Below are 24,191 nucleotides of genomic sequence, written 5' to 3'. Positions count from 1 at the left end.
GGTATTGCTTTCCTTGTTATTCTTGGCTGGCGTCTGCAGCGCTCGTAGCTGCTGCAACGGGCTGACCTTCTGCATTCAGCGGCTGCCAGCCACCACCCAGCGCCTTGTACAGGCGCACATAGTCCGAGCCAATAGCGGCCTGCACCGTGGCAACCGCATCCTGTGAAGACAGCAGGGTGCGCTGTGTGTCCAGCACGGTCTGAAAGTCCACCAGTCCACTGGTGTAGCGCTGCGAGGCCAGCAACTGGGCATTGCGCGCTGCTTCTTCAGCCACCTGCAGCTGTACCAGGCGCTGCTTGTCGCCCTGCAGCTGCACCAGTGCGTCTTCCACCTCCTGCAAGGCCGTCAGCACGGTGGAGCGGTAATTGATACGCGCCTGCTCCAGCGCAGCTTCGCGCTCTGCCACGCGAGCACTGTTCAGACCACCGTCAAACAAGGTCTGCGCCAGGCTGGCAGCAATACTGGTGGAGAGCGTGGCGCCGCTGGAGCCCAGTGCAGACAGCGTCAGTGCACTCAGCCCCAGCGACCCGCGCAGCGACAGGCTGGGGAAGTTCGCACGCTCCTGCGCGGACAGATTGGCCAGTGCCGCAATCACACGCTGCTCCTGCGCACGCACGTCAGGGCGCTGGCGCAAGGTGTCAGCAGGCAATGCCAGCGCCAGCTGGGCCGGTGGAGCTGGCAAGGGCTGCAGTGTGCTCAGGGCCTCGTTCAAGGCAGCAGGTGGCTGGCCCGTCAGAATGGACAGTGCATGGCGCTTCTGGGCCATGGATGCCTGCAGCGAAGGGATTTGCGCCGCGGTCTGCGCCGTCGAGGCACGTGCCTGCTCTACGTCCAGCGATGTAGCCAGACCCGCCTGCATGCGCCATTCGGAAATCTGCTGGTTCTCCTGCTGAATGGCCAGGTTGCGCTCGGCAATCTGCAGGCGGTTTTGCAGGCTGCGCAGTTCGATGTAATTGAGCGCCACCTCGGCGGCCAGCGAGACATGTGCCCCCTCCAGCGTAGCTACCGCAGCAGCCACCCCGGCTTCACCTGCTTTGACGGCATTGGCCTGACGGCCCCACAGGTCTGGCTCCCAGCTCACATCAATACCGGTGCTAAAGCTGTTGCTGGCAGAACTTGGCTCGCGCTTGCCACGGCTGGCACCCAGACTGGCTCCCGCACTGGGCAGCCTGCTGGCTTCACTTTGCTCCAGCTGGGCTCGCGCCTGACGCAATGCAGCCTGCGCGCTCTGGACACTGGGGTTGGCCACCAGGGCCTGATCAATCAGGGATGCCATCTGCGCATCCCCAAACTGCAGCCACCAGCGGCTCAGGTCCTCAGGTGCAGCAGCTGCCTGTGTGGTGCTCCACTGCACGGGCACATCCACCGCTTCACTCTGAGCGGCGAACTGTGAGGTATGGCTGCAGCCTGCCAGCAGCAGGGCACAGGCCAGCGCTGTAGGCACAAGCCACACCCGGGGTGTGGCGGCACGCGGCGCAATCTTGTTGGGTTGGTTTGACATGCTATGCAAGCAGTATGCGTAATGACTTGTTTCTAGCTGCAATTGTGCAGAGCCTGTGTAGCGACACAGCTAAAAACATGTGAAGCTTTGGTAAAGCCACGCCGCAGGACCATCCACCACAGACACAAAAAAGCCCTCATGACGAGGGCTTGAGAGGGATCGTAGTGTGCTTACGCTGCTTCCACAATGGCATCGAGCGGCCAGCGCGGCTTCACGTCAAACGAATACGTCTTGTCCGCCTGCTGCTGCCCGGCCTGCATGCGCATGGCAGCGGCCATGGCGATCATGGCGCCGTTGTCGGTACACAGATGCAGTTCGGGGTAATGCACGCGAATCTTGCGCTTGGCGCATTCGCGGTTGAGCTGCTCGCGCAGCTGCTTGTTGGCTCCCACACCGCCTGCCACCACCACACGGTTCATGCCCGTCTGCTTGAGCGCATTGAGGGTCTTCTTGACCAGCACTTCCACAATCGCCGCCTGTGCACTGGCGGCCAGATCGGCCTTGCGAGCTTCAAGCTCATCACCCAGCTTTTTGGCCTGCGTCAGCACCGCCGTCTTCAGACCGGCAAACGAGAAGTCCAGATCCCCACTGTGCAGCAGCGGACGCGGCAGCTTGAAGGCTTCTGGATCACCACTTTCTGCCAGCTTGGACAGCACAGGGCCACCGGGGTATGGCAGACCCATCACCTTGGCGGACTTGTCAAAGGCTTCACCTGCAGCATCGTCAATGGTTTCGCCCAGAATTTCGTAGCGGCCCACACCATCCACCCGCATGAGCTGCGTATGGCCACCAGACACCAGCAGTGCCACAAAGGGGAACTCCGGCGGGTCTTCACTCAGAAAGGGGGAAAGCAAATGGCCTTCCAGGTGGTGCACGCCCAGTACAGGCTTGTCCAGCGCTGCGCCCAGTGCGCATGCGACGCCTGCGCCTACCAGCAGGGCACCTGCCAGACCCGGGCCACGCGTGAAGGCCACCACATCCACGTCCTGCAGGCTTTTGCCTGCATCTTCCATCACCTGCTTGGTCAGCGGCAGCACGCGGCGGATATGGTCGCGGCTGGCAAGCTCGGGCACCACACCGCCATAAGCGCGGTGCATATCAATTTGGCTGTGCAATGCGTGCGCAAGCAGGCTTGGCACGCCGCCATCATCCGGAATGCGCACCAGGGCCACACCGGTTTCATCGCACGAAGATTCAATACCCAAGATCAGCTGACTCATAACCCGCAAGTGTAGGCCGAGCGTCTGTCTGCAGCAGGCTGACTGGGGCAATGGCCTTGCACGCAAGGCAAGAAAAAAGCACCCGAAGGTGCCTATGGTTGCTGGCGGAAACGCCCTTAGCGACGGCCACTCAGAAAGCTGCTGCCCAGCTTGAACAGATCGCCCATGTCCAGCTTGCCATCGCCGTTCTGGTCCAGCAGGCTGCCCAGCAGACCGCCGCCCAGGCCACCCTGCTGCTGCACCTGTGCGCGCTCCTGCTCCAGCGTACGGCCCAGAGTGCTGGCATCCATCTGCCCGGCCTGCACGCGATTGGCGAGGAAGGCCATCACAATGGGTGCAAGCATGCTCAGCAGCTGCCCTGCCTTGTCGCCCAGACCTGTGGCCTGGCCCAGCCCTGCTTCTGCCTGCTGGCGGCTGTTGCCAAAAATATGGCCCAGGATGGCTGCGCCATTGCCTGCGGCCGACTGCGACGCACCACCACCCAGCACGGCCCCCAGCAAACTGCCCAGATCACCCAGCCCCTGTGGCATGGTTTGTGCTTGGTCACGCTGCAAGGCGCTGAACAGATCGGCTGCACCTTGTGCCTGCGAGGCATTCTTGCCCAGCGCCCCCAGCAGCAAGGGTACAGCGACCCCTACGGCAGACTGAATTTGCTGCGTGTTGACACCCAGTTGCTGAGACATTTCCTGCATGGGTGTGCCCTGCAGCTGCTTGAGCAACTCCTGCGCCAGAGATGGTTGCTGACTCATATGAACTCCTTGGCTCACGCCTGCCGCATGGCAGACACTGACATTGAAAAAACCTGCTGCTCGCAAGCCATCGGCCAAGTATGAGGCCTCCTGATCCATCCGCCAGCGCCGCAGCACATGTTTTGACATTGTGCGAGCACCGGTGAGCATTCGCTGTGCACATATTTCTATATATCCAATGGATATAACAAAGCATTCAAAATACAGCTCTTAATTTTAAGAAGATCGCAAATCGCACACCATGGGCATGCAGCAGTACCTCAAGGAAATCGGTCGTGGCAAAGACGGTGCACGCGCATTGACGCGCACCCAGGCTGCGGAACTCATGGGCTGGCTGCTCGACGGGCAAGCGCACCCGCTGCAAGTCGGTGCGTTTTGCGTGGCCATGCGCATCAAGGGCGAAACCGCACAGGAAATGGCGGGCTTCATGGATGCGCTGCAGGCCCGCATGCCTCAGCTTCCACCATCTGGCACACCCGTGGTCGTACTGCCCAGCTACAACGGCGCGCGCCGCCTGCCTGTGCTCACGCCCTTGCTGGCCCTGCTGCTGGTGCGTGAAGGTCTGCCTGTCTTACTGCACGGCTGCACCACCGAAGAGACACGCATCACAGCAACTGAAGTGCTGGGGCAGCTCGGCCACCCTGCCGCAACTGCACTGCGCATGCCGCAGGCTGGCGAGCTGGTACACCTGCACACCCGCCAGCTGCACGCAGGCCTGACAGATCTGCTCGATGCCCGCGCCACCATTGGCCTGCGCAATCCGGCGCACAGTCTGGTCAAGCACTTCAACCCGCTGGCGGCCAGCGGCACACCGGCGCTGGTCGTGGGCTGCTACACCCACCCCGAATACAGCCTGAGCATGCAGGCCACGCATGCAGAAGCACAAAGTCATGCCCTGCTGCTGCGCGGCATGGAAGGCGAGCCTGTGGCCGATCCCCGCCGCCTGCCTGCCATGCGCGGCATCCTGCACGGCAAAGTGGTTAGCAGCATGGAGCCCCAGACTGGCAGCGTAGCCGCCGTCGATCTGCCGCAAGGTCTGGATGCCGCCGCCAATGCCGCCCTCATCCAGGAGATGCTCAACGGCCAGCGCCCCGTTCCCGCATCGATTGCCACCCAGGTACAGGCTATTGTGAGTCTGCACCGCCAACTCTCTGCACAAGGAGCGCAAGCATGACCGCCAGCGCCACCACTTCCACGGGACTTCCCTCCGGCACCTGCACACTGGTTGGCGCAGGCCCCGGAGATCCTGAACTGCTCACACTCAAGGCCCTGCGCGCCATTCAGTCTGCCACCGTACTGCTGGTGGATGATCTGGTCTCCAGGGAGATCGTGGACTTTGCCTCGCCCACCGCTCGCATCATCTACGTGGGTAAGCGCGGTGGCTGCAAGAGCACACCCCAGGCCTTTATCGAAAAGCTCATGGAGGCTGAAGTACACAAGGGAGAGCATGTGGTGCGCCTCAAAGGGGGCGATCCCTTCATCTTTGGCCGTGGCGGCGAGGAAGTGGAGCACCTGCGCCGCGCAGGCATTGAGCCGCATATCATCAATGGCATCACCGCTGGCCTCGCTGGCCTGAGCAGCCTGGGCGCACCGTTGACCCACCGTGAACACGCCCACGGCGTAGTCTTTATCACCGGCCACGCCAAGCCTGGCGACCAGGGTACGAACTGGCGTACGCTGGCTGCCACGGTCCAGGCCGCCAGGCTCACGCTGGTGATCTACATGGGCGTGAGCTCTGCCGAACACATCACCGCAGAGCTGCAAGCCGGTGGCCTGCCCGCGCACACGCCAGCGGCCATCATCCAGCATGCCAGCCTGCCGCAGCAGCGCCATGCCATCACCACGCTGGAGCAGCTGGCCCACACCCTGCATGCAGAAAACCTGGCCAGCCCCAGCGTGCTGGTGATTGGTGATGTGGTGCAGGGCGTCGCAGCATGGGCACAGAACAGCTCAGCCACTGCAGCCCCTCTGCGCGCGGCCTCCTGATCACTGCGTTTATTTTTCAGTCGATGGCATCCAGCTGCTGCACGGGCAGCTGAATTTCCACCAGCAAGCCACCCTCTGGTGCTGGCGTCAGCACGAACTGCCCCTGCGCACTGTCAATGATGCGCTGCACAATGGTCAAACCCAGCCCCGCGCCGGGCATGCACGGCAATACAAGCGCTTGCGCAAAGTGGTCAAGCGCCAGCGCACTATTCTTGGCATCACACTGCGCTGGGTGCAGCGCCATTTACAAGCCATACCGGCCAGCGCAGCAGCGCACTTGAAAGAGCGCTTGCACACGGTTGTAGCCCGAGCAACACGTGTGCACAAACAGCGACCCAAAGACAAAAACAAGCTGTACGCCATGCATGCCCCAGAGGTGGAGTGCATTGGCAAAGGTAAGGCCCGCAAGCCGTATGAGTTTGGGGTTAAAACTGCGATTGTGGTCACCCATACACACGGCCTCATGGTGGGGGCTCGTACGTTTGCAGGCAACCCCTACGATGGACATATCTTGGCTGCACAGTTGGAGCAGACCAATATCTTGCTGGAAGACGTCTGTGTAAAGCCCAAGACGGCAATTGTGGATTTAGGCTTCAGCGGCAAGAGCGTCGAGTACCACAACCCTGAGATTGAGCTCATTCACCGAGGCAAATTCAAGCAACTGACGCAGGAGCAACGACGCTGGTTGCGCAGAAGGCAAGCGGTCACCTCAAAGCAGATCATGGAATGGATCGCTGCTGGCTCAAAGGGCAAACAGGTGATGCCATGTTCGTCGGGCTTGCTCCATTTGCGCCAATAGGCATAAACACTTTGCCATTTGGGAAAGTCAGGGGGTAAATAGCGCCACTGGCAACCGGTTCTCAGCAGGTACAGCACTGCGCAAAACACCTCATACAAATCAAGCGTGGCAGGCTTGGTCCTGCGGCGTACCTTGCGCAACTCTGGCTCAATTTCTGCAAACTTCTCACGGCTAATGTCGCTGGCGTATTTCTGTCTTTTCACACACCAGATTGTCGGGGCAAACAAGATCGCAAACACGCTCTTAGGGGGATGCGTCAAACAACACAGTAAAACGTGTTTGTCCCGCGTTAGATTGAACGTATATTGATCCACCGTGCGAACTGACGATCGCCTTGGTGATGGCCAGCCCAAGCCCCGCCCCTTCGGAAGCAGGGTGGGCCCTGGATCTGTTGGCGCGGTAGAAACGGTCGAAGAGCCGAGGGATGTCCTCCGCTGCTATCGAAGTCCCTTGATTGCTGACCGTGAGTGTCACAGCACCTTCGTTCGACGCCACCTGCACCGCCACTGCCGACCCTGCATCAGCATGGCGTAGTGCGTTTGACAGCAGGTTGCTGATGGCACGGCGCATCATCAGCTTGTCGCCGTCTATCTCTGCTTGCCCTTCCAGTACCAGTATGACGTGCTTTTCGTCGGCCACTGCTTCATAGAAATCGAACAGCGCTAGCACTTCCTTGTGCAGCTGGATACGTTCCCGATAGCGCAAGTCGATGCCATTTTCCGATTTGGCCAGAAAGAGCATGTCCGAGACCATCTTGGCCAGGCGCTCGAACTCCTCTGCGTTTGAGGCCAGAATATCGCGGTACTCGTCGGCAGTGCGCCGCTGCGCAAGAGCCACCTGCGTTTGCGTCAGCAGGTTACTTAAAGGGGTGCGCAGCTCGTGTGCCAGATCGCTGGAAAAGTCCATCAAGCGCTGGAAGTCTTGCTGGAGCCGCCCGAACATGCCATTGAGACTGGCTGCAAGTTCAGCAAACTCCACCGGAACAGACTCCACAGGCATGCGCTCCTGCAAGTTGTAGGCGGTGACTGAAGTTGCTCTTTCGCGCATTGCCTTCAAGGGTGTCAGTCCGCGGCGGGCAGCCCACCAGCCCAGCACACCGCTGACCAAGGTCGCGACCAGAAAGTAGGCGGCCAGCGTCTTGCGTAGTTCAGCCAGGAAATGAGCGTGGTGCGCAGTGTCCAGGGCCACCAATACCCGCAGGGTTTGCGTATTGGTGGTGGATGCCAATTGCGATGCTGGTGGGAGTGGCAGGCTTTCCACAACGCCGCGCAGCGACTGCCCAGCGTGGGTCCACTCCATCAGCTGCTCTGTCGCCGGAGTATCAGCGAGGATGTTCTGTGTCAGCGCTGGTGGACCATAAATGAGCTCGCTTCCCAGCCAGACCTGTACAAACAAGCCTTTATGGCTGTCCAGCATGTCATCAAGTACACCTTTCAAGGCAGCAGGGGTGTCGGCTTCAGCGACGAGTTTTTCTACAAGGTGCACTTTGTCGTCGAGAAACATCCGATCTAGTTCGACAAAGTGACGGGCTGTGGCCCAGGCTACCAACACACCCAGTCCCAACAGCACCATAGCTGCCACCAGCGTGAAAAGGACCGTCAGCCTTGCGGTCAGAGGCAGGCGCAAAGAGTTCATCGGGTTTCAGGGTTCTCCAGTACGTAACCCATGCCGCGCACGGTCTGGATCAGCTTCACATCAAAGCCGTCGTCTACCTTGGCACGCAGGCGCCGCACCGCCACTTCGATGACGTTGGTGTCGCTGTCGAAATTCATGTCCCACACTTGCGATGCGATCAATAAACGCGGCAGCACTTCGCCTTGGCGGCGCATCAGCAGCTCAAGCAATCCGAATTCCTTGGCGGTGAGATCGATGCGCATGCCTGCGCGAGTCACACGGCGACGCAACAGATCCAGCTCTAAGTCCGCCACCCTCAATGCCGTACTTTCGGAGCTGTTGCGGCCCCGGCGCAGAATGGTCCTCACTCGCGCCAGCAGCTCGGCAAACGAAAAAGGTTTCACCAAGTAGTCGTCTGCCCCCAACTCTAAACCTTTGACCCGATCTTCTACCTGATCGCGTGCAGTCAGGAACAGCACTGGCATCTGCCGGCCTCGGCTGCGCAAGTTCTGGAGCACTTGCCAGCCATCCAACCCCGGCAGCATCACGTCCAAAATCACCAGATCGTGGTTGCCATCCAGCCCATAGTGCAGGCCATCTATGCCGTTGGTCACCAGGTCCACGGCAAACCCTGCTTCGCGCAGCCCTTGGCGCAGGTAGTCACCCGTCTTGGGTTCGTCTTCAACGATGAGTATCTTCACAACAAGTCTTCCTGTGCCTGTAGTGTGCCAGGGGCCAAGCAGCCACGGGCGAACATGACGCATTTGTAATCTTGCCGACAGGCTGTTGTCGGTGCTGCCTATTCAGAATTTATCCGTTTGATACGCATCAATAGGAGCGATTTCGATGAAGCATCGATGGCTGAAAAATAAAGCGATGCCCATGCTGACGCTGGGTCTTGTGGTGGCGCACTGGGGTGCTCAGGCACAGGTTCAGGATGATGTTGTGCAAGACTGGCGCAAAGCGAATGAGACTGTCGGTCAGTTCCCGAGAGGTCACGCAGATGTGCTGCGCTGGGAGAAGTCACAGCCGACAACGCAAGCGGCAACGCCAGATGCTGTCCCAGAATTTGCGCTGCCATCTACTTCTGATGCCATTCGGGCTGCCTGGAAAGTCCATCGCGAACTGGCATCACCTCTGGCTCGACTTGGGCGGGAGAACGTGGAGCGTATTGCTGCCGGTGCCTGGGGTGAAGTCGATACCAGACTTCAGCAAAGGATTGATGGTGCCGATGAGGTGCTGAAAGTGGCAGCGGACACACGAAAGGCCTGGATCAGGGCCGTGGCTGCAAAACAAGCGCTCAAGTCAGTGGAAGATTCCGTAACAGCCGCAGAAGCGGCTGCGGAACTTGGCCGCCGTATGGTGAGTGTGGGCAATTGGAGCCGCTATCAACAAGCCCAGGTGGCTTTGGGCGAGTCATCTGCCCGGATGGAGCTCAAACGAGCGCGATTGACCGCAAGCCATGCCGAACGCGCACTGCTGAAGACGATGGGACTTGACTCGGTACACAGCCGCGTGGCTTTGCCTGACCGCCTGCCGGACACAGCAACGCCGATGAGCGACACAGAACTGCGAACGCGCCTCGCGGCGATACAAGGCAACTTGCCATTGGCACAGAGCAGAAAAACTGGCAACAACGCCATGCAGGCTTACGCAGCCTATGCCGCCAGTCTTGATGTTTACCACGGTTATCGCAATGACGTTCTCAAGCAGCGCGAACTGATTGGAGAGGAAACCCAGCTTCGCTACAACGGCATGCTCGAAAGCGTCTGGGGCGTTTTGGCAGACGTAAAAGCGCGCTCACAGACCGTGGTGGCCGCCATAGACGCGCAGCGTGACGCACTGATCGCTGAAACCGATCTGCAATGGGTGCTGCAAGGTGGTCAGCCTGATGCCTTTGTTGCCCTCGGTGGCGGCGAGCAGGCCACTGCCGCAGCCGGCCATTGAACGCACTTCGCATCAACATCTGGACTATTACGCATGACAACGAACATTCCCTCCCGGCGCCGCTTCTTCACGGGTGCTGCAGCTTCTGTTGCTGGCTTGGCAGTTGCCCGCTCCGCTTTGGCAGCACTGCCCGAACCCGTTATCCAAACCTCAGCAGCCACAGCAGATCCACTGGTGCCTAACACCGGGCGCCCCTACAACCCTGTGGTCACAGTCAATGGCTGGACGCTGCCCTGGCGCATGAACAATGGCGTCAAGGAGTTCCACCTGGTGGCTGAGCCTGTGGTGCGCGAGGTGGCCCCAGGCTTCGTGGTGAACATGTGGGGCTACAACGGTCAGAGCCCTGGACCCACCATTGAAGTGGTGGAAGGCGATCGCGTGCGCATCTTTGTGACCAACAAGTTGCCCGAACACACCACCATCCACTGGCACGGCCAGCGTCTGCCCGCCGGCATGGATGGTGTGGCTGGCCTGAACCAGCCCGCGATTCCGGCTGGCAAGACCTTCGTCTACGAGTTTGAAGCGCGCCGCCCGGGCACTTTCATGTATCACCCGCACGCCGACGAAATGACGCAGATGGCCATGGGCATGCATGGTTTCTGGGTTACCCATCCCAAGACCAAGCACCCGCTGATCAGCGACGTGGACCGCGACTTCTGCTTCCTGCTCAACGCCTTTGACGTGGAGCCCGGCACCCGTACGCCCAAGATCAACACGATGACGGATTTCAACATCTGGTGCTGGAACAGCCGCATTTTCCCGGGCATTGACAGCTTCAACGTGCGATTGGGTGACCGGGTTCGCCTGCGCGTAGGTAACCTGACAATGACCAATCACCCCATTCACCTGCACGGCCACGAATTCGTGATGACAGGTACTGATGGCGGCCCCACCCCCTTGGCGGCACGATGGCCCGAAGTCACTGCCGACATCGCTGTCGGTCAGATGCGCCAACTCGATTTCATCGCAGATGAGGAAGGTGACTGGGCCCTGCACTGCCACAAGAGCCACCACACCATGAACGCCATGGGACACGCCGTGCCGACCATGATTGGTGTAGATCACCGCGGCCTGATCGGCAAGATTCAGAAGGTGGTGCCCGATTACATGCTGATGGGGGAACGCGGCATGGGTGACATGGAAAGCATGGAAATGCCCATCCCCGAAAACACCGCACCCATGATGACCGGCCATGGCCAGTTTGGCCCCATCGGCATGGGCGGCATGCTCAGCGTACTCAAGGTACGCAAGGACCAAAAACCCGGGGACTACAAGGACCCTGGCAACTACAAGTTCCCTCCCGGCACTGTGGCCCATGAATGGACCGGAGCCACCCCAGCCCCAGCCAAGGCAGCTGCGCCCAGCGCACCGGCCAACGCCAAGGCTGTCAAAGGCATGAAGCATTGAAGCCACGCCCACCGTTTTCACGACTCCCCTCAACACTGCCAGAAAGATCACACATGAAATTCAGTAAATCCTCCTCCTTCCTCCTTGCCGCCATGACTTTGGCCGCATCCACTGCGTTCGCCTCGGGCAAACACGCGGGTGGCCATGACAACTCGACACCTGGTGAGCCCGGCATTGCAGCTAATGTCACCCGCACCATCCAGGTGGACGCTGCTGACAACATGCGTTTCACGCCTTCGGATGTGACCGTCAAAAAGGGGGAAACCATCCGGTTTGTCATTAAGAACTCCGGCAAGGTGCCCCATGAGTTCAGTCTTGGCACCGAGCAAGAGTTGAAGGAGCACTACGAAGAGATGAAAAAGTTTCCTGGCATGGAGCATGAGGAAGCAAACAAGATTTCACTCAAGCCCGGCCAGCAGGGTGAGGTGATCTGGCGCTTCACCAAAGCAGGTGTTGTGCACTTTGCTTGCCTGCACGTGGGCCACTACGAGGCAGGCATGAAGGGCCAAGTCAAAGTCTCGGCTCGCTGAACTGTTGAGCCTAATTTGCACAGGATGCAACCATGAAGAGTTTTCGCGTTTTTCTAAGCGCTGCGGCACTAGCAGCCTCCACCCTCGCCAGCACTCAGGCGTTCGCGCAGGTGCCCATGGACCACAGCAAGATGGGCATGGCCGCACCAGCCGACATGACCGAGGGAGAGGTTCGCCGCATCGACACTGGTGCGGGCAAGGTGACTATCAAACACGGCGAGATCAAAAACTTGGATATGCCGCCAATGACGATGGTGTTCACCATGGCCGAGCCCGCCATGCTCAGTAACCTCAAAGTCGGCGACAAAGTCCGGTTCGTGGTCGAACAGCAAAATGGCAAGATGGTGATTACCCAAATCACCCCTGCATCCTGACAATTTTGTAATCCAGCGGTCATGTTCCAGTGGCTCTTGCAAGCAGGCTGGCGTACATCAAGCGTCATGGGGACGCGGTGGTGGCGCCACACTGGCGATGACCGCTGGATTTTGTCTGGAAAGGACTGCACCATGAATGCCTCAAAACCCCTGGCGAGGGTGTCCGAGTTTTTGTGTAAACGGTTCGGGCGTCAGTTCGCGGAGAGTCTGTCTCCAAACTCAATCGTAAACCGATTCAGAGCTGCCTTCCAATCTCGGATGGGCATCGTCCACTTGCGGCTGATGTTGTGCAGAGCCAAGTAAAACAGCTTGGGCAGTGCCTCATCGCTGGGGAATGAGCCGCGGCTTTTGGTGATCTTTCTCAAGCTCATGTTCACCGATTCAATGGCATTGGTGGTGTAGATCACCTTGCGTATCTCAGCCGGATAGTCAAAGAACGGCGTCAGACGAGCCCAGTTCTTGCGCCAAGACTGGATGATGCTGGGGTAAGTATCTGCCCATTTAGCCTCGAACTCCTGCAAGCATTGTTGGGCCTCTTGCACGGTTGCCGACTGGTAAATGCGGCGCAGATCGGCTGCTACTTGAGCTCGCTGCTTCCAGGGCACGTAGTTCAGGCTATGGCGCACCATGTGGACAATGCACAGTTGCACCACGGTCTGTGGAAACACCGCTTCAATGACCTCAGGAAAGCCTTTGAGCCCATCGACGCAGGCGATGAAGATGTCTTGTTATTGCATGGCGATGCATCGCCTCAGAGCCTCCCACCGCCCCCTGCTCAGCAGATGCTGGTGCGCTGAAAACGGTAGGTGCGCTACACATTCAAGCCTCAGCCGTCGATGCTGCCTCCCCGGTACATGTCAAGATAGTTGTCGCGTCATTTATGCCGCTAAACGTATTTTTTGCGTGATGCTTTCGATCCTTTCTGGGTTCAAGGCGACAGGCCCGATGGGCTGCCAATTTCTGGTGTGACGGCTCCATCGGGCAGGTCGGTTTTGCTTGGCTTGTTCATACACCTGATGGCGATGAGTCAAGATAACTTTGTCTTGACCCGTATGGCGCTGATGTGGTGTCACAAACTGAATGCCGCTGTGGCGGTGCTCATGGTTGTACCAGTGCACAAACTCCGCCGCCCACTGCCGTGCGCTGGCTAAATCACAGAACCCTCGAGCTGGATATTCGGGGCGGTACTTGGCGGTTCTGAACAACGATTCCACAAAGGCGTTGTCGTCGCTGACCCGAGGCCTTGAGTATGAGGGTTTGATCCCCAGCCAATGCAGCATGGCCAGCACTGTCGTGACCTTGAATGCGCTGCCGTTGTCTCCGTGCAGTACTGGCCGCTGATGTGCTGGCAGATGCGCAATTGACTCAGCCAGCGCTGTGCGCTGCACCAAGCGTACGGCGTGGTCCGCACCATCGCTGGCATGCACTTCCCAGCCGACGATCTTTCGACTGTACAGGTCCATGATGACGAACAAGTAAAACCACTGCCCAGCCACATGACTGCGCAGATAGGTCATATCCCAACACCACACTTGTTTGGGTGCTGTAGCTATATGTGTGCTCGGTGGTTTGCGCGTTTGCGGCAGCTGTGCTCGGCCTCTGCGCTGGTTTTGTCCGTGGGCACGCAGCACCCGCGCAAAGCTCGATTCGCTGGCGATATAACGCCCTTCATCGGCAAGCATGGGCACGATGCGTGATGGCGGCATATCCGCAAATCTCGGCTCATTGGCCACACGCAAGATTTCCTGGCGCTCCTGTTGCGTCAGTGCGTGTGCAGGCGTTGGTCGCTGGCAATGTTTACGCTGATCTGCCTGTACGGCCAGCCCTGTGCTGCGCCAACGCTGCAGCGTGCGCACATCAATGCCAGCCACTTCACACGCAGGGCGCAACCTCGCTCCTTCACGGTGTGCCTGATCAATGTCCCGGACCAGTCGTTGGCGATGATCCAAGGGAATCATTCTTCCCCGTCCTCTCGCATCATCGCCTCGAGTTTTTTTGACATCACCAGCAGCGCTGCGGTTTCTGCCAAGGCCTTTTCTTTGCGCCGCAACTCTCGCTCAAGCGATTGAAACAGTTTGCGGTCTTGCTTGCGGGTGTTTTGCAGTGCGGCTGCACCATCACCTGACAGCCCTTGCTGAGCCTGGAGCTTCCACTGCTCCAGCTCCTGGGGATACACCCCATGGCTGCGGCACCATTCATTTTTGCTTTGCTCGTCCATCGCAGCGGTGATCAGCAATGCATCAAAGCGAGCAGCAGGCGTCCACTCCTGCGTTTTAGAAGGCTGGGCCAACGCTTCGCTGAGCCACCGCTCCAACGTTGATTCACTCACACCCGTTTGCAACGACACCTGCTGCAAGGAGGCACTCTCGGGAGGCAGTAACTTTGCCACCACGCTATCTTTGAAGGCTTGTCCGTATCGAGCCACTTGTTCCTCTGTTCGTTTCGCCCCTGATCATTCGATTTCTATCGAGGCGACAACTATTCTGACTCAGGGGGTCCCCCATGTAGCGTGCTTTTTTATGGGGCTTCAGCCGCTGCACATCCACCAGCACCAGGCCATCAATACAACTCGCAAAGTCGGGGTCTATGCCAAAGTCCAGAAAGCGTACACCGTCGGACTCTGCGATCTCGGTGTACTGCTTGTAGAGCGTAGGCACACTGCAGCCCATATGGGCCAGCAAATGCTTCAGGCGTACAAAATCTGCAGCGCAGTGGTCTCCCGTCAGCTGGGCATGCACATCCCTGCTTTCTGAGGGCACGTAAGGCCTGCGTGCATGGACCAGACCAAAGCCTGTTGCCAGCGCCAGCAGCTCCTGCAAAAACGTGCGTTTGCTGCTTGCCGGTGTTTGAGTGGGGTTGCGGTTTTCATGCATATTGAAAATCCGTTTATTTAGGAATAAACCGATTTTCAGCGATGAATCAAAATGTTTAAATTGAGCTAAATCAATTTTATAAGTTATTGTTTTTATTGTATTTTTATGAAAATTTTCTGATTATAAAAATCAAACATTAAGAGAACATTAACAATTCAAGAACATTTAAATCAACCATATAAATATCAATAAAAAATATCTGAGTTCCGCGCCATATTCATGCAGACCGCTGGCGCAAAAAACGCCACGCGCGTCAGGCAGCAAACACCTGACACCCGTGGCGTTATGTGGTTCACCCCCAAGCCCTGCTCAGCGCACGGGGGTGCAGCCAGCCGCTCAGGCTGCCAGCGCCTGTGCAGGGCCAAAGAACTCGTAGTGGCACTGCGCAGCGGGCACACCTGCCTGTTGCAGCGCCTGCTGCGCCACACGCATAAAGCCCACAGGGCCCAGGAAGTAGGCCTGCACATCCTTGTCTTCAGGCAGCCAGCTTTGCAGCAGGCGTGCATCGGCCATGCCTGCTACCACTTGCACGTTCTGTATGGGCAACTCTACGGCTTCATGCTCATAGGCCAGACGCAGCTTCAGCTGGGGGTGCTGCTGCGCCAGTGCCAGCAGCTGGGCACGGAAAGGCTGCACTGCAGGGCTGCGCGAGCAATGGATCAGCGTGATGGGGCGCTGGGTCTTGAGCGCCTGCTCCAGCATGGCCATGATGGGGGTAATGCCCACGCCAGCGGCCATGAAGACCAGCGGCTTGTCGCTGCTATCCAGCACAAAAAAGCCTGCGGGTGCAAACACTTCCAGCACATCACCTACCTGCACCTTGTCGTGCAGATGGCTGGAAACCACACCACCTTGCTCACGCTTGACGCTGATGCGCAGACTCTTGCCATTGGCGGCCTGCGACAGCGAATAGTTGCGGCGCACTTCCTTGCCATCGATCTCCAGACGCAGACCAATGAACTGGCCGCTCTGGTGCGCCAGCACCTTGCCGCCATCTTCGGGGCGCAGAATGAAAGAAGTCACCTCCACCGACTCTGCCTGCTTGCCAGCCACCACAAAGCGGCGAGCGCCCTGCCAGCCGCCTTCGGCCTGGGCATTGGCCGCGTAGATGCCCTTTTCCGCACCGATCAGAATGTCTGCCAGCTGGCCATAGGCTGCGGCCCAGGCGGCAATGACTTCATCGGTCGCAATCTCTGCGCCCAGCACTTCACGAATGGCGCGCAGCAGGTAGTTGCCCACGATGGGGTAATGCTCTGGCTGCACCTGCAGCGACACATGCTTGTGAATGATCTGTGCAGGCAGGTTGCCCAGACCCGACAGGTCATCAATGTGCTTGGCATACATCAGCACACTGCGCGCCAGGGCGCGGGGCTGGGCACCGGTCTGCTGGTGCACGCTGTTGAACAAGGGCTGCACGCCTTCGTTTTCTGACAGCATGATGTTGTAGAAGTGGGTGGTCAGCGCCTCGCCACCTGCTTCCAGCAGAGGCACGGTGGATTTGACAATGGCGCGTTGTTGTTCAGTCAGCATAGGAATGTCCTGCAAGGTCATAGAGGGAGCCACCGCCTTGTGGCGGGCCTGGCCAAACAGGCGCAAACTGCGTGCCAGCGCTGATTGGCTTGCTATACAAACACTTAGCCCCAAAAGTGTCTTTTTGACAGCATTCAACTGCAGTCATATGGACTGCATACGATGTCTGAATGACGACCAACACCTCGCTGCTGAACGCCCTGCTGCCACTGGTGGCAGAACTGTCCAGCGACATGCCCGAGCACGAACGCTACCGCCGCCTGCTGTCTGCCCTGCGCACTGTACTGCCTGCCGACGCAGCCGCCTTGCTGCGTTACGAAGCCGATGGCGCTTGGCTGCGCCCTCTGGCCATAGATGGCCTGAGTGCCGACACCCTGGGCCGCCGCTTTCATGTGGCAGACCATCCGCGCTTTGCCGCCTTGCTGCAGGCGGGCAAGGCCATGCGCTTTCCCACTGACACCACACTGCCCGACCCCTATGACGGTCTGGTGGAACACCACAGCCATGCCCCGCTGCCCGTGCATGACTGCATGGGCTGTGTGCTGCAGGTCGATGGCCAGCCCTGGGGCCTGCTCACACTGGATGCCCTGCAGCCCGGGCTGTTTGCTGGAGAAGCTTCACTGGCAGCGCTGCAGGCCTTCAGCGATCTGGCCGCTGCCACCGTGGCCACCGTCAACCGCATTCAATTGCTGGAACAGACGGCCAGCAATGAACGCCAGCGTGCTGAGCACTACCGCCGCCAGGCCCCACAATCGGCCTCCCGGCTCGTAGGCCACAGCAGCGCCATGCGCCAGTTGCAGCGTGACATTGCCACCGTGGCTGCCAGCGACTGGCCCGTACTCATCACCGGCGAAACCGGCGTGGGCAAGGAGCTGGTGGCCCACGCGGTACACGCCCAGTCACAGCGTGCCGACCAGGCATTTGTCAGCATCAACTGCGCCGCCCTGCCCGAGCATCTGGTGGAAAGCGAACTCTTTGGCCATGTGCGCGGCGCGTTCACCGGAGCCATCAGCGACCGCCAGGGCAAGTTTGAACAGGCCCACCGGGGCACGCTGTTTCTGGATGAAGTGGGTGAACTGCCGCTGGCCACCCAGGCCAAGCTGCTGCGCGTGCTGCAAAGCGGCCATATCCAGCGGCTGGGGCTGGACAAGGAGCGGCTGGTCGATGTGCGCATCATTGCCGCGACCAACCGCAACCCGCAGGCTTCGGTGCAAGGCGGCAGCATGCGTGCTGACTTCTTTCACCGCCTGAACGTCTTCCCTCTGCACGTACCTGCCCTGCGCGAGCGCGATGGGGATGTACTGGTGCTGGCAGGCTACTTTCTGGAGCAGACCCGCGCCCAGCTGGGGCTGCCCAGCCTGCGCCTGACGCCGGATGCACAGACCGCCCTGCTGGCCTACCCATGGCCCGGCAATGTGCGCGAGTTGGAACATGGCATTCGCCGCGCCGTGCTGCATGCCATGCAGCACAAGCACCAGCCAGCCTCCACCCTCAGCGTGCGCGCCAGCGATCTGCGCCTGAACGCACAGGCTGCCGAAGCCTTCCCCCCCTCCATTGAGCCAAGCACAGGCCCTGCACCCGTCACCACACACCCCATGGGCCTGCGCGCAGCGGTACAGCAGTACGAACACCAGCTGGTCATGCAGGCCCTGCACACCCACCACTACAGCTGGGCTGCCGCAGCACGCGCCTTGCAAATGGACCGCGCCAATTTGCAGCGACTGGCCAAGCGGCTGGGCATTAACAGGCCTGCGGCTCGGGGCTGATCACAAGCCCCTGCACGCAGGGGCAGTGCTTTGCACTGGCAGGGCGTTGTTGCATAAATCGTTGCTCTTCAAGCGGTAGGCTTGCAGCATGAGTCAGCCCCTCAAGCCCCGCTATCGCACCACCAATTGGAAGCAATACAACGCAGCCCTTAAAACACGAGGCTCGTTGACCGTTTGGCTGGATAAGCGCATGGCGTGGTTTGCCGCTGCAAGCGGCAAACGCGGGCGCAGCCCGAAGTTCTCAGATGCTGCGATTCAATTGTGTTTAACGCTCAAGAACCTGTTTGGCTTGGCGCTCAGGCAAACCACAGGCTTGGTGCAATCGGTGCGGCAACTGAACGGCCTTGCCTGGCCTGTGCCCAACTTCAGCACGCTGTGCCGACGCCAGCTCGATTTGAATGTACAAGTGCCGTACACACGCAGCCAAGCTGGACTGCATTTGCTAGTTGATTCAACGGGAATCAAGTTCTTGGGTGAAGGCGAGTGGAAATGCAAAAAGCATGGCCCTGAGCGTCGTCGGCAATGGCGCAAGTTGCACATTGGCATTGATGCCCAGACGCTACAGGTCAGGGCTATCTGCGTGACATCCAACAACGTCAGTGATGCAGCAGTGATACCGGATTTGCTGCAGCAATTGCCCGAAGATGAGGTGCTGGAGAGCCTAACGGGCGACGACGCTTACGACACGCAACCAGTCCATGAAGAAGTCATCAAGCGAGGAGGTATTCCCATTATTCCTCCTCGCAAGAATGCTCGAATACGCAAAGGCAAAGCCTTTGTGCATCGAAATGCGGCGATCGCTGCATGTCGAAGGCTGGGGCGAAGTATCTGGAAACGTTGGATCGGGTATCACCGGCGCAGCTTGGTGGAAACCAAGATGAACTGCATCAAACGATTGGGTGAGCGGCTGATGTCTCGTACCTTTGAGCGACAAGTGGGCGAGCTGCACATTCGAGCAGCCATCTTGCATCGATTTACAGAACTGGGCCGTCCTCAGACGGCAGCCGTGGCATAGCCACGGCTGGGGTTTGGGGGAGCTTGGCCTGAAATCGATTTATGCAACAACGCCCACCTCATCAGACCGCAAGCGGTACAGTAGTCAGCCATCAAACCAAAATATTTCATAGCTACCAGCGCTTACCCCATAAGCCCTGAAGCCATTTTTTTACACATAAAAGATCCAAGGCTGCAACGCCCACCACCGTTGCAGCCTTTGTATTTTCCAGAGCCATGTACCGCGCAAACGAACTTGGACAGCCATCTTCAATACTTCAACTATGATTGAAATATGCTTCAAGACCAAGTTATCAAATCACTGGCTGCACTGGCCCACCCGGTACGTTTGAGCGTATTTCGTGCCCTTGTAGTGGCGGGGGCTGAAGGGTTGACCCCATCCGCACTCGCGCAACAGTTGCAAGTAGCGCCCACGGCGCTGTCATTTCACCTCAAGGAGTTGATGCATGCAGGCCTGGTCTGCCAGGAGCGCGTGAGCCGCAATTTGTTTTACCGCGCCGCGTATGACGAAATGAATGCGCTCATTGCCTATCTCACAGAGAACTGCTGCTCTGGCGCAGACTGCCATCAAGCAACAGCTGCTTGCTGCTCTGGCGCGGCACAGCCCTGTGGCAAGGAGTGCTGAACATGGGGGTGTTTGAACGCTTTCTCACCGTCTGGGTAGCGCTAGGCATTGCTGCAGGCGTGGCACTGGGGCTTGTCATGCCTGCGGCCTTTGAGGCAATCGCTGCGATGGAGTACGCGCAGGTCAACCTCGTCGTAGCGGTCTTCATCTGGATCATGATCTATCCAATGATGATTCAAATTGACTGGGCGGCCGTCAAGGATGTGCGCAAGAAACCGCAAGGCCTGGTGCTGACGCTGACCGTCAACTGGCTGATCAAACCCTTCACCATGGCAGCACTTGGGGTGCTGTTTTTTGAGTACATCTTCGCCCCCTGGGTAGACCCAGCAACAGCCAGCGAATACATCGCAGGCATGATTTTGCTGGGCGTTGCGCCATGCACTGCCATGGTGTTCGTCTGGAGCCAACTGGTCAAAGGTGATGCCAGCTACACCTTGGTGCAGGTGTCCATCAACGACCTGGTCATGGTGTTCGCTTTCGCCCCGATTGCAGCGTTCTTGCTGGGGGTGACCAATGTGTCCGTACCCTGGGCCACCTTGCTGCTGTCCACCGTGCTGTATGTCGTGCTGCCTTTGGCTGCCGGGGTGGTAACGCGCCACTTGCTGCAGCGCCGCAGCGCACAGGCAGTCAGCCATTTTGTGGCTGCGCTGAAGCCATGGTCTGTCGTGGGCCTGATTGCCACGGTAGTCCTGCTGTTTGGATTGCAGGCCCAGACCATCATCGCAAAGCCCATGGTCATTGGCTTGATTGCCGTTCCACTGGTGCTCCAGACCTATGGCATCTTTTTCCTGGCCTGGTGGCTCGCAAGGCGTATGAAGCTGCCCCACAACATCGCGGGCCCGGCATGCCTGATCGGGACCTCCAACTTCTTTGAGCTGGCAGTTGCCGTAGCCATTTCTCTGTTCGGCCTGCACTCGGGTGCAGCACTGGCCACGGTGGTCGGTGTGCTGGTCGAAGTGCCCGTCATGCTCTCACTGGTTGCCATGGTCAATGCCTGGCGTCCTGCTCAAACGTAACCTATGTCCTGCATCACCATCTATCACAACCCCAGTTGTGGCACGTCTCGCAACACCCTGGCCATGATTCGCCAAAGCGGGGTGGAGCCCCACATCGTCGAATATCTGCAAAACCCGCCAAGCCGCGCAGAGCTCAAGGCCCTGCTCAAGGGCATGTGCATGCATGTACGCGAGGTACTGCGCCAAAAAGATACGCCCTACGAAGCGCTTGATTTGGGCAACCCTCAATGGACAGAGGAGCAATTGCTCGACTTAGTGGAGCAGTACCCCATCTTGCTGAACCGCCCTATCGTGGTCACACCACTTGGCGTGCGTCTGTGCCGCCCTTCTGAGCGGGTGCTGGACATCTTGCCCAATGCACAGATAGGCCCATTCACCAAAGAAGATGGCACTGTGGTGGAGACACAGCCAGCAGCCAGTCCGGCGTTACAGGCAACAGATCTGCCAGCCCTGTCCGCCGAGTCGTTTCAGCCCATTGACACCCGACAGCTCCAGAACCCTTTGCGCAGCAGCCATGCCCCACGCATCTTGATGCTCTATGGCTCCTTGCGCGAGCGCTCCTGCAGCAAGCTGCTGACGCTGGAAGCCGCCAGGCTTCTGGAGGCCATGGGTGCAGAAGTGCGCATCTTCAATCCGGAAGGTCTGCCCCAGCCTGATACAAGCCCTCCAAATCACCCCAAAGTCAAGGAACTGCGTGATCTGGTGCACTGGTGTGAAGGCATGGTCTGGACATCACCCGAGCGTCATGGTGCCATGACCGGCATCATGAAGAGCCAGATCGACTGGATTCCTCTGGCCGAGGCGGCCATCCGTCCTACGCAGGGCAAGACCTTGGCGGTCATGCAGGTCTGTGGCGGTTCGCAGTCTTTTAATGCCGTGAACCAGTTGCGCATTCTAGGCCGCTGGATGCGCCTGCTCACCATTCCCAACCAGAGTTCTGTGGCCAAGGCCTACCAGGAGTTTGAAGAAGACGGCCGCATGAAACCATCACCCTTTTATGACCGCGTGGTCGATGTGATGGAGGAGCTGATCAAGTTCACCTTGCTCACCCGCGACATTGCACCTTATCTGGTGGACCGCTACAGCGAGCGCAAAGAAGACCTGGCAAAAAAGCATGCGCAAACGCTGTCACAGCTGTAATTGAGCGCTCCGGCGCTCCCTGCCAGGCCATGGCACCATAAAAACCAAGGCTGCAAGGTCCACCACCGTTGCAGCCTTTGTTATTGCATGGCGATGCATCGCCTCAGAGCCTCCCACCGCCCCCTGCTCAGCCGATGCTGGTGCGCTGCAAGCGGTAGGTGCGCTACACATTCAAGCCTCAGCCGTCGATGCTGCCTCCCCCATGTAGCGTGCTTTTTTATGGGGTTTCAGCCGCTGCACATCCACCAGCACCAGGCCATCAATACAACTCGCAAAGTCGGGGTCTATGCCAAAGTCCAGAAAGCGTACACCGTCGGACTCTGCGATCTCGGTGTACTGCTTGTAGAGCGTAGGCACACTGCAGCCCATATGGGCCAGCAAATGCTTCAGGCGTACAAAATCTGCAGCGCAGTGGTCTCCCGTCAGCTGGGCATGCACATCCCTGCTTTCTGAGGGCACGTAAGGCCTGCGTGCATGGGCCAGACAGGCAGCGCCGTAGTGGTTGCGGTAGTGAAAGACGATCAGATCCCGTGCCGCCTGAGGCAGCTCGCGGCTGAGCGATACAGGTCCAAACAGATAACGGCACTCTGGATAGCGCTTCACGTAGGCACCTATGCCAAACCACAGGTAGTCCAGAGAACGCTTGCCCCAGTATCTGGGCTGTACAAATGAACGCCCCAGCTCCAGCCCCTGGTTCAGGTAAGCGTCCATCCCCGGTGTGAATTCAAACAGCGTGTGGCTGTACAAGCCCTGCACGCCATGCTGCTGCAGCACTTGTGCCGTGCGCACCATGCGGTAGCTGCCTGCAATTTCCAGGTCCTGCGGGCACCACAGAATCAAATGGTCGTAGCAGGCGTCAAACCGGTCGAGATCACGTCGCGTCCCACTGCCTTCTCCCACAGCGCGAAAGGACAGCTCCCGCAGCCGCCCCACCTCGCGCAGGATGGGGGAATCCAGCTCTCCGCGAAACAAATGAATGCGCTTGCCGTCTGGCGTTTCTCCCAGCAGCTCACAAGCGGCCACGGCCTGCGCCAGCGCAGCACGATCTACAGGGTGAGCAATCGCAGTCTCCACCCGCAGCAAAGGCGGTTTGTTCTGTGGAAGACGGTACAGGTGTTTACGCAGCAGCTTGGTGACGCTTTCAGGCTCCAGCGGCAAAGCGCTGTAGCTGCTCGCAGGAATGGGGTGACCAATGCGCAAATCAATGCTTTTTTGGTGTTGCCCAAACATCTCTTTGACCAGAAGCAATGTGGCCAGCGGCTTATAGAGCAGCGAAGCGCCGTAAAACAGCGCCGAGTTACGCCCATCGATGTGAATCGGCACTATGGGCGATCGCGTCTGCCCTGCCAGGCGCAGAAATCCGCTATGCCAGCGGCCATCACGCACCCCTTCAGGGTTCAGGCGCGAGACCTCACCCGCAGGAAAAATAATCACAGCGCCCTCGCCTTGCAGGTGCTCAAAGATCGCCTTGAGCTGGCGAGTGCCGCTACGCCCGCCCATGATCGTGACAGGCAGCATGACACGCTGCAAAGGCTGTAGCTCGGCCAGCAAGCCATTGGCCACGATCTTCACATCTCTTCGAATGCTGCCCACCAGATTGAGCAAGGCCAGCCCATCCAGCGAGCCAATCGGGTGGTTGGCAATGATGACCACACGCCCGTGGCTGGGAATGCGCTCACGCTCGTTGTCTCGCACGGCATAGCTGAAAGCAAAGTGCTCCAGCACCTGCTCCACAAACTCAAAGCCCTGCAGATGCGGATATTTCTGTGCAAAGTGACGAAAACTTTGCTCCCGTAACAGTCTGCGCAGTACACCACGCACCCCTTGCCTGATTCGAGGGTGCTGCTGCAACTGTGGCAGGTGGATGTCAACAAGCTGATCGACAGAGAACATGACACTTCTCCCGCACTGATGAACACGTTGACATGCTGAGCCCTGCATATGACAGAGGTAGGTCAGTCCTGCGACGGTTTGGTGACAGTAGCGTGCATGGCACTACGCCACCGAGCACACTGTCATATTGAATTTCATAGCTGCTATCGCTTATTTCACAAGCCTTATAGGCATTTTTCATGCATAAAAACAAAGGCTGCAACGTCC

General features: G+C 58.8%; 20 protein-coding genes and 5 pseudogenes. 13 read left to right on the top strand and 12 right to left on the bottom strand.

Going from position 1 to position 24,191, the window contains the following annotated elements:
• Positions 1–16: 16 nt before the first annotated feature.
• The 3 genes from B5M06_RS10755 to B5M06_RS10745 form a co-directional block, all read right to left on the bottom strand.
• Complete coding sequence (locus tag B5M06_RS10755; protein ID WP_077344834.1) at positions 17–1,501, bottom strand: efflux transporter outer membrane subunit; 1,485 nt, start codon at positions 1,499–1,501, stop codon at positions 17–19.
• 170 nt (positions 1,502–1,671) lie between these two features.
• Positions 1,672–2,721, bottom strand: coding sequence for a tRNA (adenosine(37)-N6)-threonylcarbamoyltransferase complex transferase subunit TsaD (gene tsaD, locus B5M06_RS10750; protein WP_054066690.1), 1,050 nt, complete (start codon positions 2,719–2,721; stop codon positions 1,672–1,674).
• A 116-nt stretch (positions 2,722–2,837) separates the two neighbouring features.
• Positions 2,838–3,470 carry a DUF937 domain-containing protein gene (locus B5M06_RS10745; RefSeq protein ID WP_054066703.1) on the bottom strand — a complete coding sequence of 211 codons (633 nt, stop codon included), beginning with the start codon at positions 3,468–3,470 and terminating at the stop codon, positions 2,838–2,840.
• 241 nt (positions 3,471–3,711) lie between these two features.
• Here B5M06_RS10745 and ybiB point away from each other — a divergent pair, with 241 nt between their 5' ends.
• Together ybiB and cobA are read left to right on the top strand one after the other, a co-directional pair.
• Positions 3,712–4,644, top strand: coding sequence for a DNA-binding protein YbiB (gene ybiB, locus B5M06_RS10740; RefSeq protein ID WP_054066691.1), 933 nt, complete (start codon positions 3,712–3,714; stop codon positions 4,642–4,644).
• Positions 4,641–5,456, top strand: coding sequence for a uroporphyrinogen-III C-methyltransferase (cobA, locus tag B5M06_RS10735; RefSeq protein WP_054066692.1), 816 nt, complete (start codon positions 4,641–4,643; stop codon positions 5,454–5,456). The genes ybiB and cobA overlap by 4 nt, the downstream gene beginning before the upstream one ends.
• A gap of 16 nt (positions 5,457–5,472) precedes the next feature.
• Here the strand turns inward: cobA and B5M06_RS17025 are convergent, their stop codons facing one another.
• Complete coding sequence (locus tag B5M06_RS17025; RefSeq protein ID WP_162781730.1) at positions 5,473–5,625, bottom strand: hypothetical protein; 153 nt, start codon at positions 5,623–5,625, stop codon at positions 5,473–5,475.
• Between B5M06_RS17025 and B5M06_RS10730 the strand changes: the two are divergent.
• A pseudogene (locus B5M06_RS10730) lies at positions 5,614–6,224 on the top strand (transposase); the annotation flags it as partial. The gene B5M06_RS17025 and the pseudogene B5M06_RS10730 overlap by 12 nt on opposite strands.
• Here the strand turns inward: B5M06_RS10730 and B5M06_RS17475 are convergent.
• The 3 genes and pseudogenes from B5M06_RS17475 to B5M06_RS10715 form a co-directional block, all read right to left on the bottom strand.
• Positions 6,219–6,458 (bottom strand): annotated as a pseudogene (locus tag B5M06_RS17475) (transposase); the annotation flags it as partial. The pseudogenes B5M06_RS10730 and B5M06_RS17475 sit on opposite strands and share 6 nt — an antisense overlap.
• A 40-nt stretch (positions 6,459–6,498) precedes the next feature.
• Positions 6,499–7,890, bottom strand: a complete 1,392-nt coding sequence (locus tag B5M06_RS10720) for a heavy metal sensor histidine kinase (protein ID WP_054066695.1) — start codon at positions 7,888–7,890, stop codon at positions 6,499–6,501.
• Positions 7,887–8,570: a heavy metal response regulator transcription factor gene (locus B5M06_RS10715; protein ID WP_054066696.1), complete on the bottom strand. Its 684-nt coding sequence runs from the start codon at positions 8,568–8,570 to the stop codon at positions 7,887–7,889. Before B5M06_RS10715 ends, B5M06_RS10720 begins: the two co-directional genes overlap by 4 nt.
• 145 nt (positions 8,571–8,715) lie before the next feature.
• Here B5M06_RS10715 and B5M06_RS10710 point away from each other — a divergent pair, with 145 nt between their 5' ends.
• Genes B5M06_RS10710 through B5M06_RS10695 form a run of 4 tightly spaced genes read left to right on the top strand, consistent with a single transcriptional unit; the run spans position 8,716 to position 12,127 of the window.
• The gene (locus tag B5M06_RS10710) at positions 8,716–9,816 is read left to right on the top strand and encodes a TolC family protein (RefSeq protein ID WP_114070931.1); all 1,101 of its coding nucleotides are present in this window, start codon (positions 8,716–8,718) and stop codon (positions 9,814–9,816) included.
• Between the two features lie 33 nt (positions 9,817–9,849).
• Positions 9,850–11,223 (top strand): multicopper oxidase family protein, encoded by a 1,374-nt coding sequence (locus tag B5M06_RS10705; protein ID WP_054066698.1) that lies wholly within the window; start codon positions 9,850–9,852, stop codon positions 11,221–11,223.
• A 53-nt stretch (positions 11,224–11,276) separates the two neighbouring features.
• Positions 11,277–11,753 carry a cupredoxin domain-containing protein gene (locus tag B5M06_RS10700; RefSeq protein ID WP_045267446.1) on the top strand — a complete coding sequence of 159 codons (477 nt, stop codon included), beginning with the start codon at positions 11,277–11,279 and terminating at the stop codon, positions 11,751–11,753.
• Positions 11,754–11,785: 32 nt separating this feature from the next.
• Entirely contained in the window at positions 11,786–12,127 is a 342-nt protein-coding gene (locus tag B5M06_RS10695) for a copper-binding protein (RefSeq protein ID WP_054066699.1), read from the top strand.
• Positions 12,128–12,318: 191 nt separating this feature from the next.
• On the opposite strand, the pseudogene B5M06_RS10690 reads toward B5M06_RS10695, so the two are convergent.
• From B5M06_RS10690 to hmpA, 4 genes and pseudogenes are all read right to left on the bottom strand, one after another.
• Positions 12,319–12,855: pseudogene (locus B5M06_RS10690) on the bottom strand (IS256 family transposase); the annotation flags it as partial.
• 150 nt (positions 12,856–13,005) lie between these two features.
• Positions 13,006–14,552 (bottom strand): annotated as a pseudogene (locus B5M06_RS10685) (IS3 family transposase).
• On the bottom strand, positions 14,521–15,000 hold the full coding sequence (locus tag B5M06_RS17020; RefSeq protein ID WP_130932671.1) for a hypothetical protein: 480 nt from the start codon (positions 14,998–15,000) through the stop codon (positions 14,521–14,523). Before B5M06_RS17020 ends, B5M06_RS10685 begins: the two are co-directional and overlap by 32 nt.
• A 336-nt stretch (positions 15,001–15,336) precedes the next feature.
• The gene (gene hmpA, locus B5M06_RS10675) at positions 15,337–16,530 is read right to left on the bottom strand and encodes an NO-inducible flavohemoprotein (protein WP_054066447.1); all 1,194 of its coding nucleotides are present in this window, start codon (positions 16,528–16,530) and stop codon (positions 15,337–15,339) included.
• 170 nt (positions 16,531–16,700) lie between these two features.
• Here hmpA and norR point away from each other — a divergent pair, with 170 nt between their 5' ends.
• The 6 genes and pseudogenes from norR to arsH all read left to right on the top strand — a co-directional run bounded on the left by norR (position 16,701) and on the right by arsH (position 22,091).
• The gene (norR, locus tag B5M06_RS10670) at positions 16,701–18,296 is read left to right on the top strand and encodes a nitric oxide reductase transcriptional regulator NorR (protein ID WP_054066445.1); all 1,596 of its coding nucleotides are present in this window, start codon (positions 16,701–16,703) and stop codon (positions 18,294–18,296) included.
• A gap of 88 nt (positions 18,297–18,384) precedes the next feature.
• The gene (locus B5M06_RS10665; RefSeq protein ID WP_080025224.1) at positions 18,385–19,311 is read left to right on the top strand and encodes an IS5 family transposase; all 927 of its coding nucleotides are present in this window, start codon (positions 18,385–18,387) and stop codon (positions 19,309–19,311) included.
• Positions 19,312–19,584: 273 nt separating this feature from the next.
• Positions 19,585–19,935 (top strand): ArsR/SmtB family transcription factor, encoded by a 351-nt coding sequence (locus B5M06_RS10660; RefSeq protein WP_054065568.1) that lies wholly within the window; start codon positions 19,585–19,587, stop codon positions 19,933–19,935.
• A gap of 2 nt (positions 19,936–19,937) precedes the next feature.
• Positions 19,938–20,951 carry an ACR3 family arsenite efflux transporter gene (gene arsB / locus B5M06_RS10655; RefSeq protein ID WP_054065570.1) on the top strand — a complete coding sequence of 338 codons (1,014 nt, stop codon included), beginning with the start codon at positions 19,938–19,940 and terminating at the stop codon, positions 20,949–20,951.
• 3 nt (positions 20,952–20,954) lie between these two features.
• Positions 20,955–21,290: pseudogene (gene arsC, locus B5M06_RS17470) on the top strand (arsenate reductase (glutaredoxin)); the annotation flags it as partial.
• A 57-nt stretch (positions 21,291–21,347) separates the two neighbouring features.
• Positions 21,348–22,091: an arsenical resistance protein ArsH gene (gene arsH / locus B5M06_RS17465; protein WP_054065571.1), complete on the top strand. Its 744-nt coding sequence runs from the start codon at positions 21,348–21,350 to the stop codon at positions 22,089–22,091.
• 171 nt (positions 22,092–22,262) lie between these two features.
• On the opposite strand, the gene olsF is transcribed toward arsH, so the two are convergent.
• Positions 22,263–23,984: a bifunctional ornithine lipid synthase OlsF gene (gene olsF / locus B5M06_RS10645; protein WP_080025222.1), complete on the bottom strand. Its 1,722-nt coding sequence runs from the start codon at positions 23,982–23,984 to the stop codon at positions 22,263–22,265.
• Between the last annotated feature and the right edge of the window lie 207 nt (positions 23,985–24,191).

Origin of the sequence: Comamonas kerstersii, from assembly GCF_002056725.1 — a bacterium.
Lineage (GTDB): Bacteria > Pseudomonadota > Gammaproteobacteria > Burkholderiales > Burkholderiaceae_C > Comamonas > Comamonas kerstersii.
This window is presented reverse-complemented; position numbering and strand designations above follow the sequence as displayed.

Bases quoted from the DNA above. Each gene is read 5' to 3' on its own strand.
- B5M06_RS10720 (WP_054066695.1), bottom strand. From the start codon at position 7,890: ATGAACTCTTTGCGCCTGCCTCTGACCGCAAGGCTGACGGTCCTTTTC.
- B5M06_RS10710 (WP_114070931.1), top strand. From the start codon at position 8,716: ATGAAGCATCGATGGCTGAAAAATAAAGCGATGCCCATGCTGACGCTG.
- arsB (WP_054065570.1), top strand. From the start codon at position 19,938: ATGGGGGTGTTTGAACGCTTTCTCACCGTCTGGGTAGCGCTAGGCATT.
- B5M06_RS10665 (WP_080025224.1), top strand. From the start codon at position 18,385: ATGAGTCAGCCCCTCAAGCCCCGCTATCGCACCACCAATTGGAAGCAA.
- B5M06_RS10705 (WP_054066698.1), top strand. From the start codon at position 9,850: ATGACAACGAACATTCCCTCCCGGCGCCGCTTCTTCACGGGTGCTGCA.
- ybiB (WP_054066691.1), top strand. From the start codon at position 3,712: ATGGGCATGCAGCAGTACCTCAAGGAAATCGGTCGTGGCAAAGACGGT.
- olsF (WP_080025222.1), bottom strand. From the start codon at position 23,984: ATGTTCTCTGTCGATCAGCTTGTTGACATCCACCTGCCACAGTTGCAG.
- B5M06_RS10700 (WP_045267446.1), top strand. From the start codon at position 11,277: ATGAAATTCAGTAAATCCTCCTCCTTCCTCCTTGCCGCCATGACTTTG.
- norR (WP_054066445.1), top strand. From the start codon at position 16,701: ATGACGACCAACACCTCGCTGCTGAACGCCCTGCTGCCACTGGTGGCA.
- B5M06_RS10745 (WP_054066703.1), bottom strand. From the start codon at position 3,470: ATGAGTCAGCAACCATCTCTGGCGCAGGAGTTGCTCAAGCAGCTGCAG.
- cobA (WP_054066692.1), top strand. From the start codon at position 4,641: ATGACCGCCAGCGCCACCACTTCCACGGGACTTCCCTCCGGCACCTGC.
- hmpA (WP_054066447.1), bottom strand. From the start codon at position 16,530: ATGCTGACTGAACAACAACGCGCCATTGTCAAATCCACCGTGCCTCTG.
- B5M06_RS10695 (WP_054066699.1), top strand. From the start codon at position 11,786: ATGAAGAGTTTTCGCGTTTTTCTAAGCGCTGCGGCACTAGCAGCCTCC.
- B5M06_RS10660 (WP_054065568.1), top strand. From the start codon at position 19,585: ATGCTTCAAGACCAAGTTATCAAATCACTGGCTGCACTGGCCCACCCG.
- B5M06_RS17020 (WP_130932671.1), bottom strand. From the start codon at position 15,000: ATGCATGAAAACCGCAACCCCACTCAAACACCGGCAAGCAGCAAACGC.
- tsaD (WP_054066690.1), bottom strand. From the start codon at position 2,721: ATGAGTCAGCTGATCTTGGGTATTGAATCTTCGTGCGATGAAACCGGT.
- B5M06_RS10755 (WP_077344834.1), bottom strand. From the start codon at position 1,501: ATGTCAAACCAACCCAACAAGATTGCGCCGCGTGCCGCCACACCCCGG.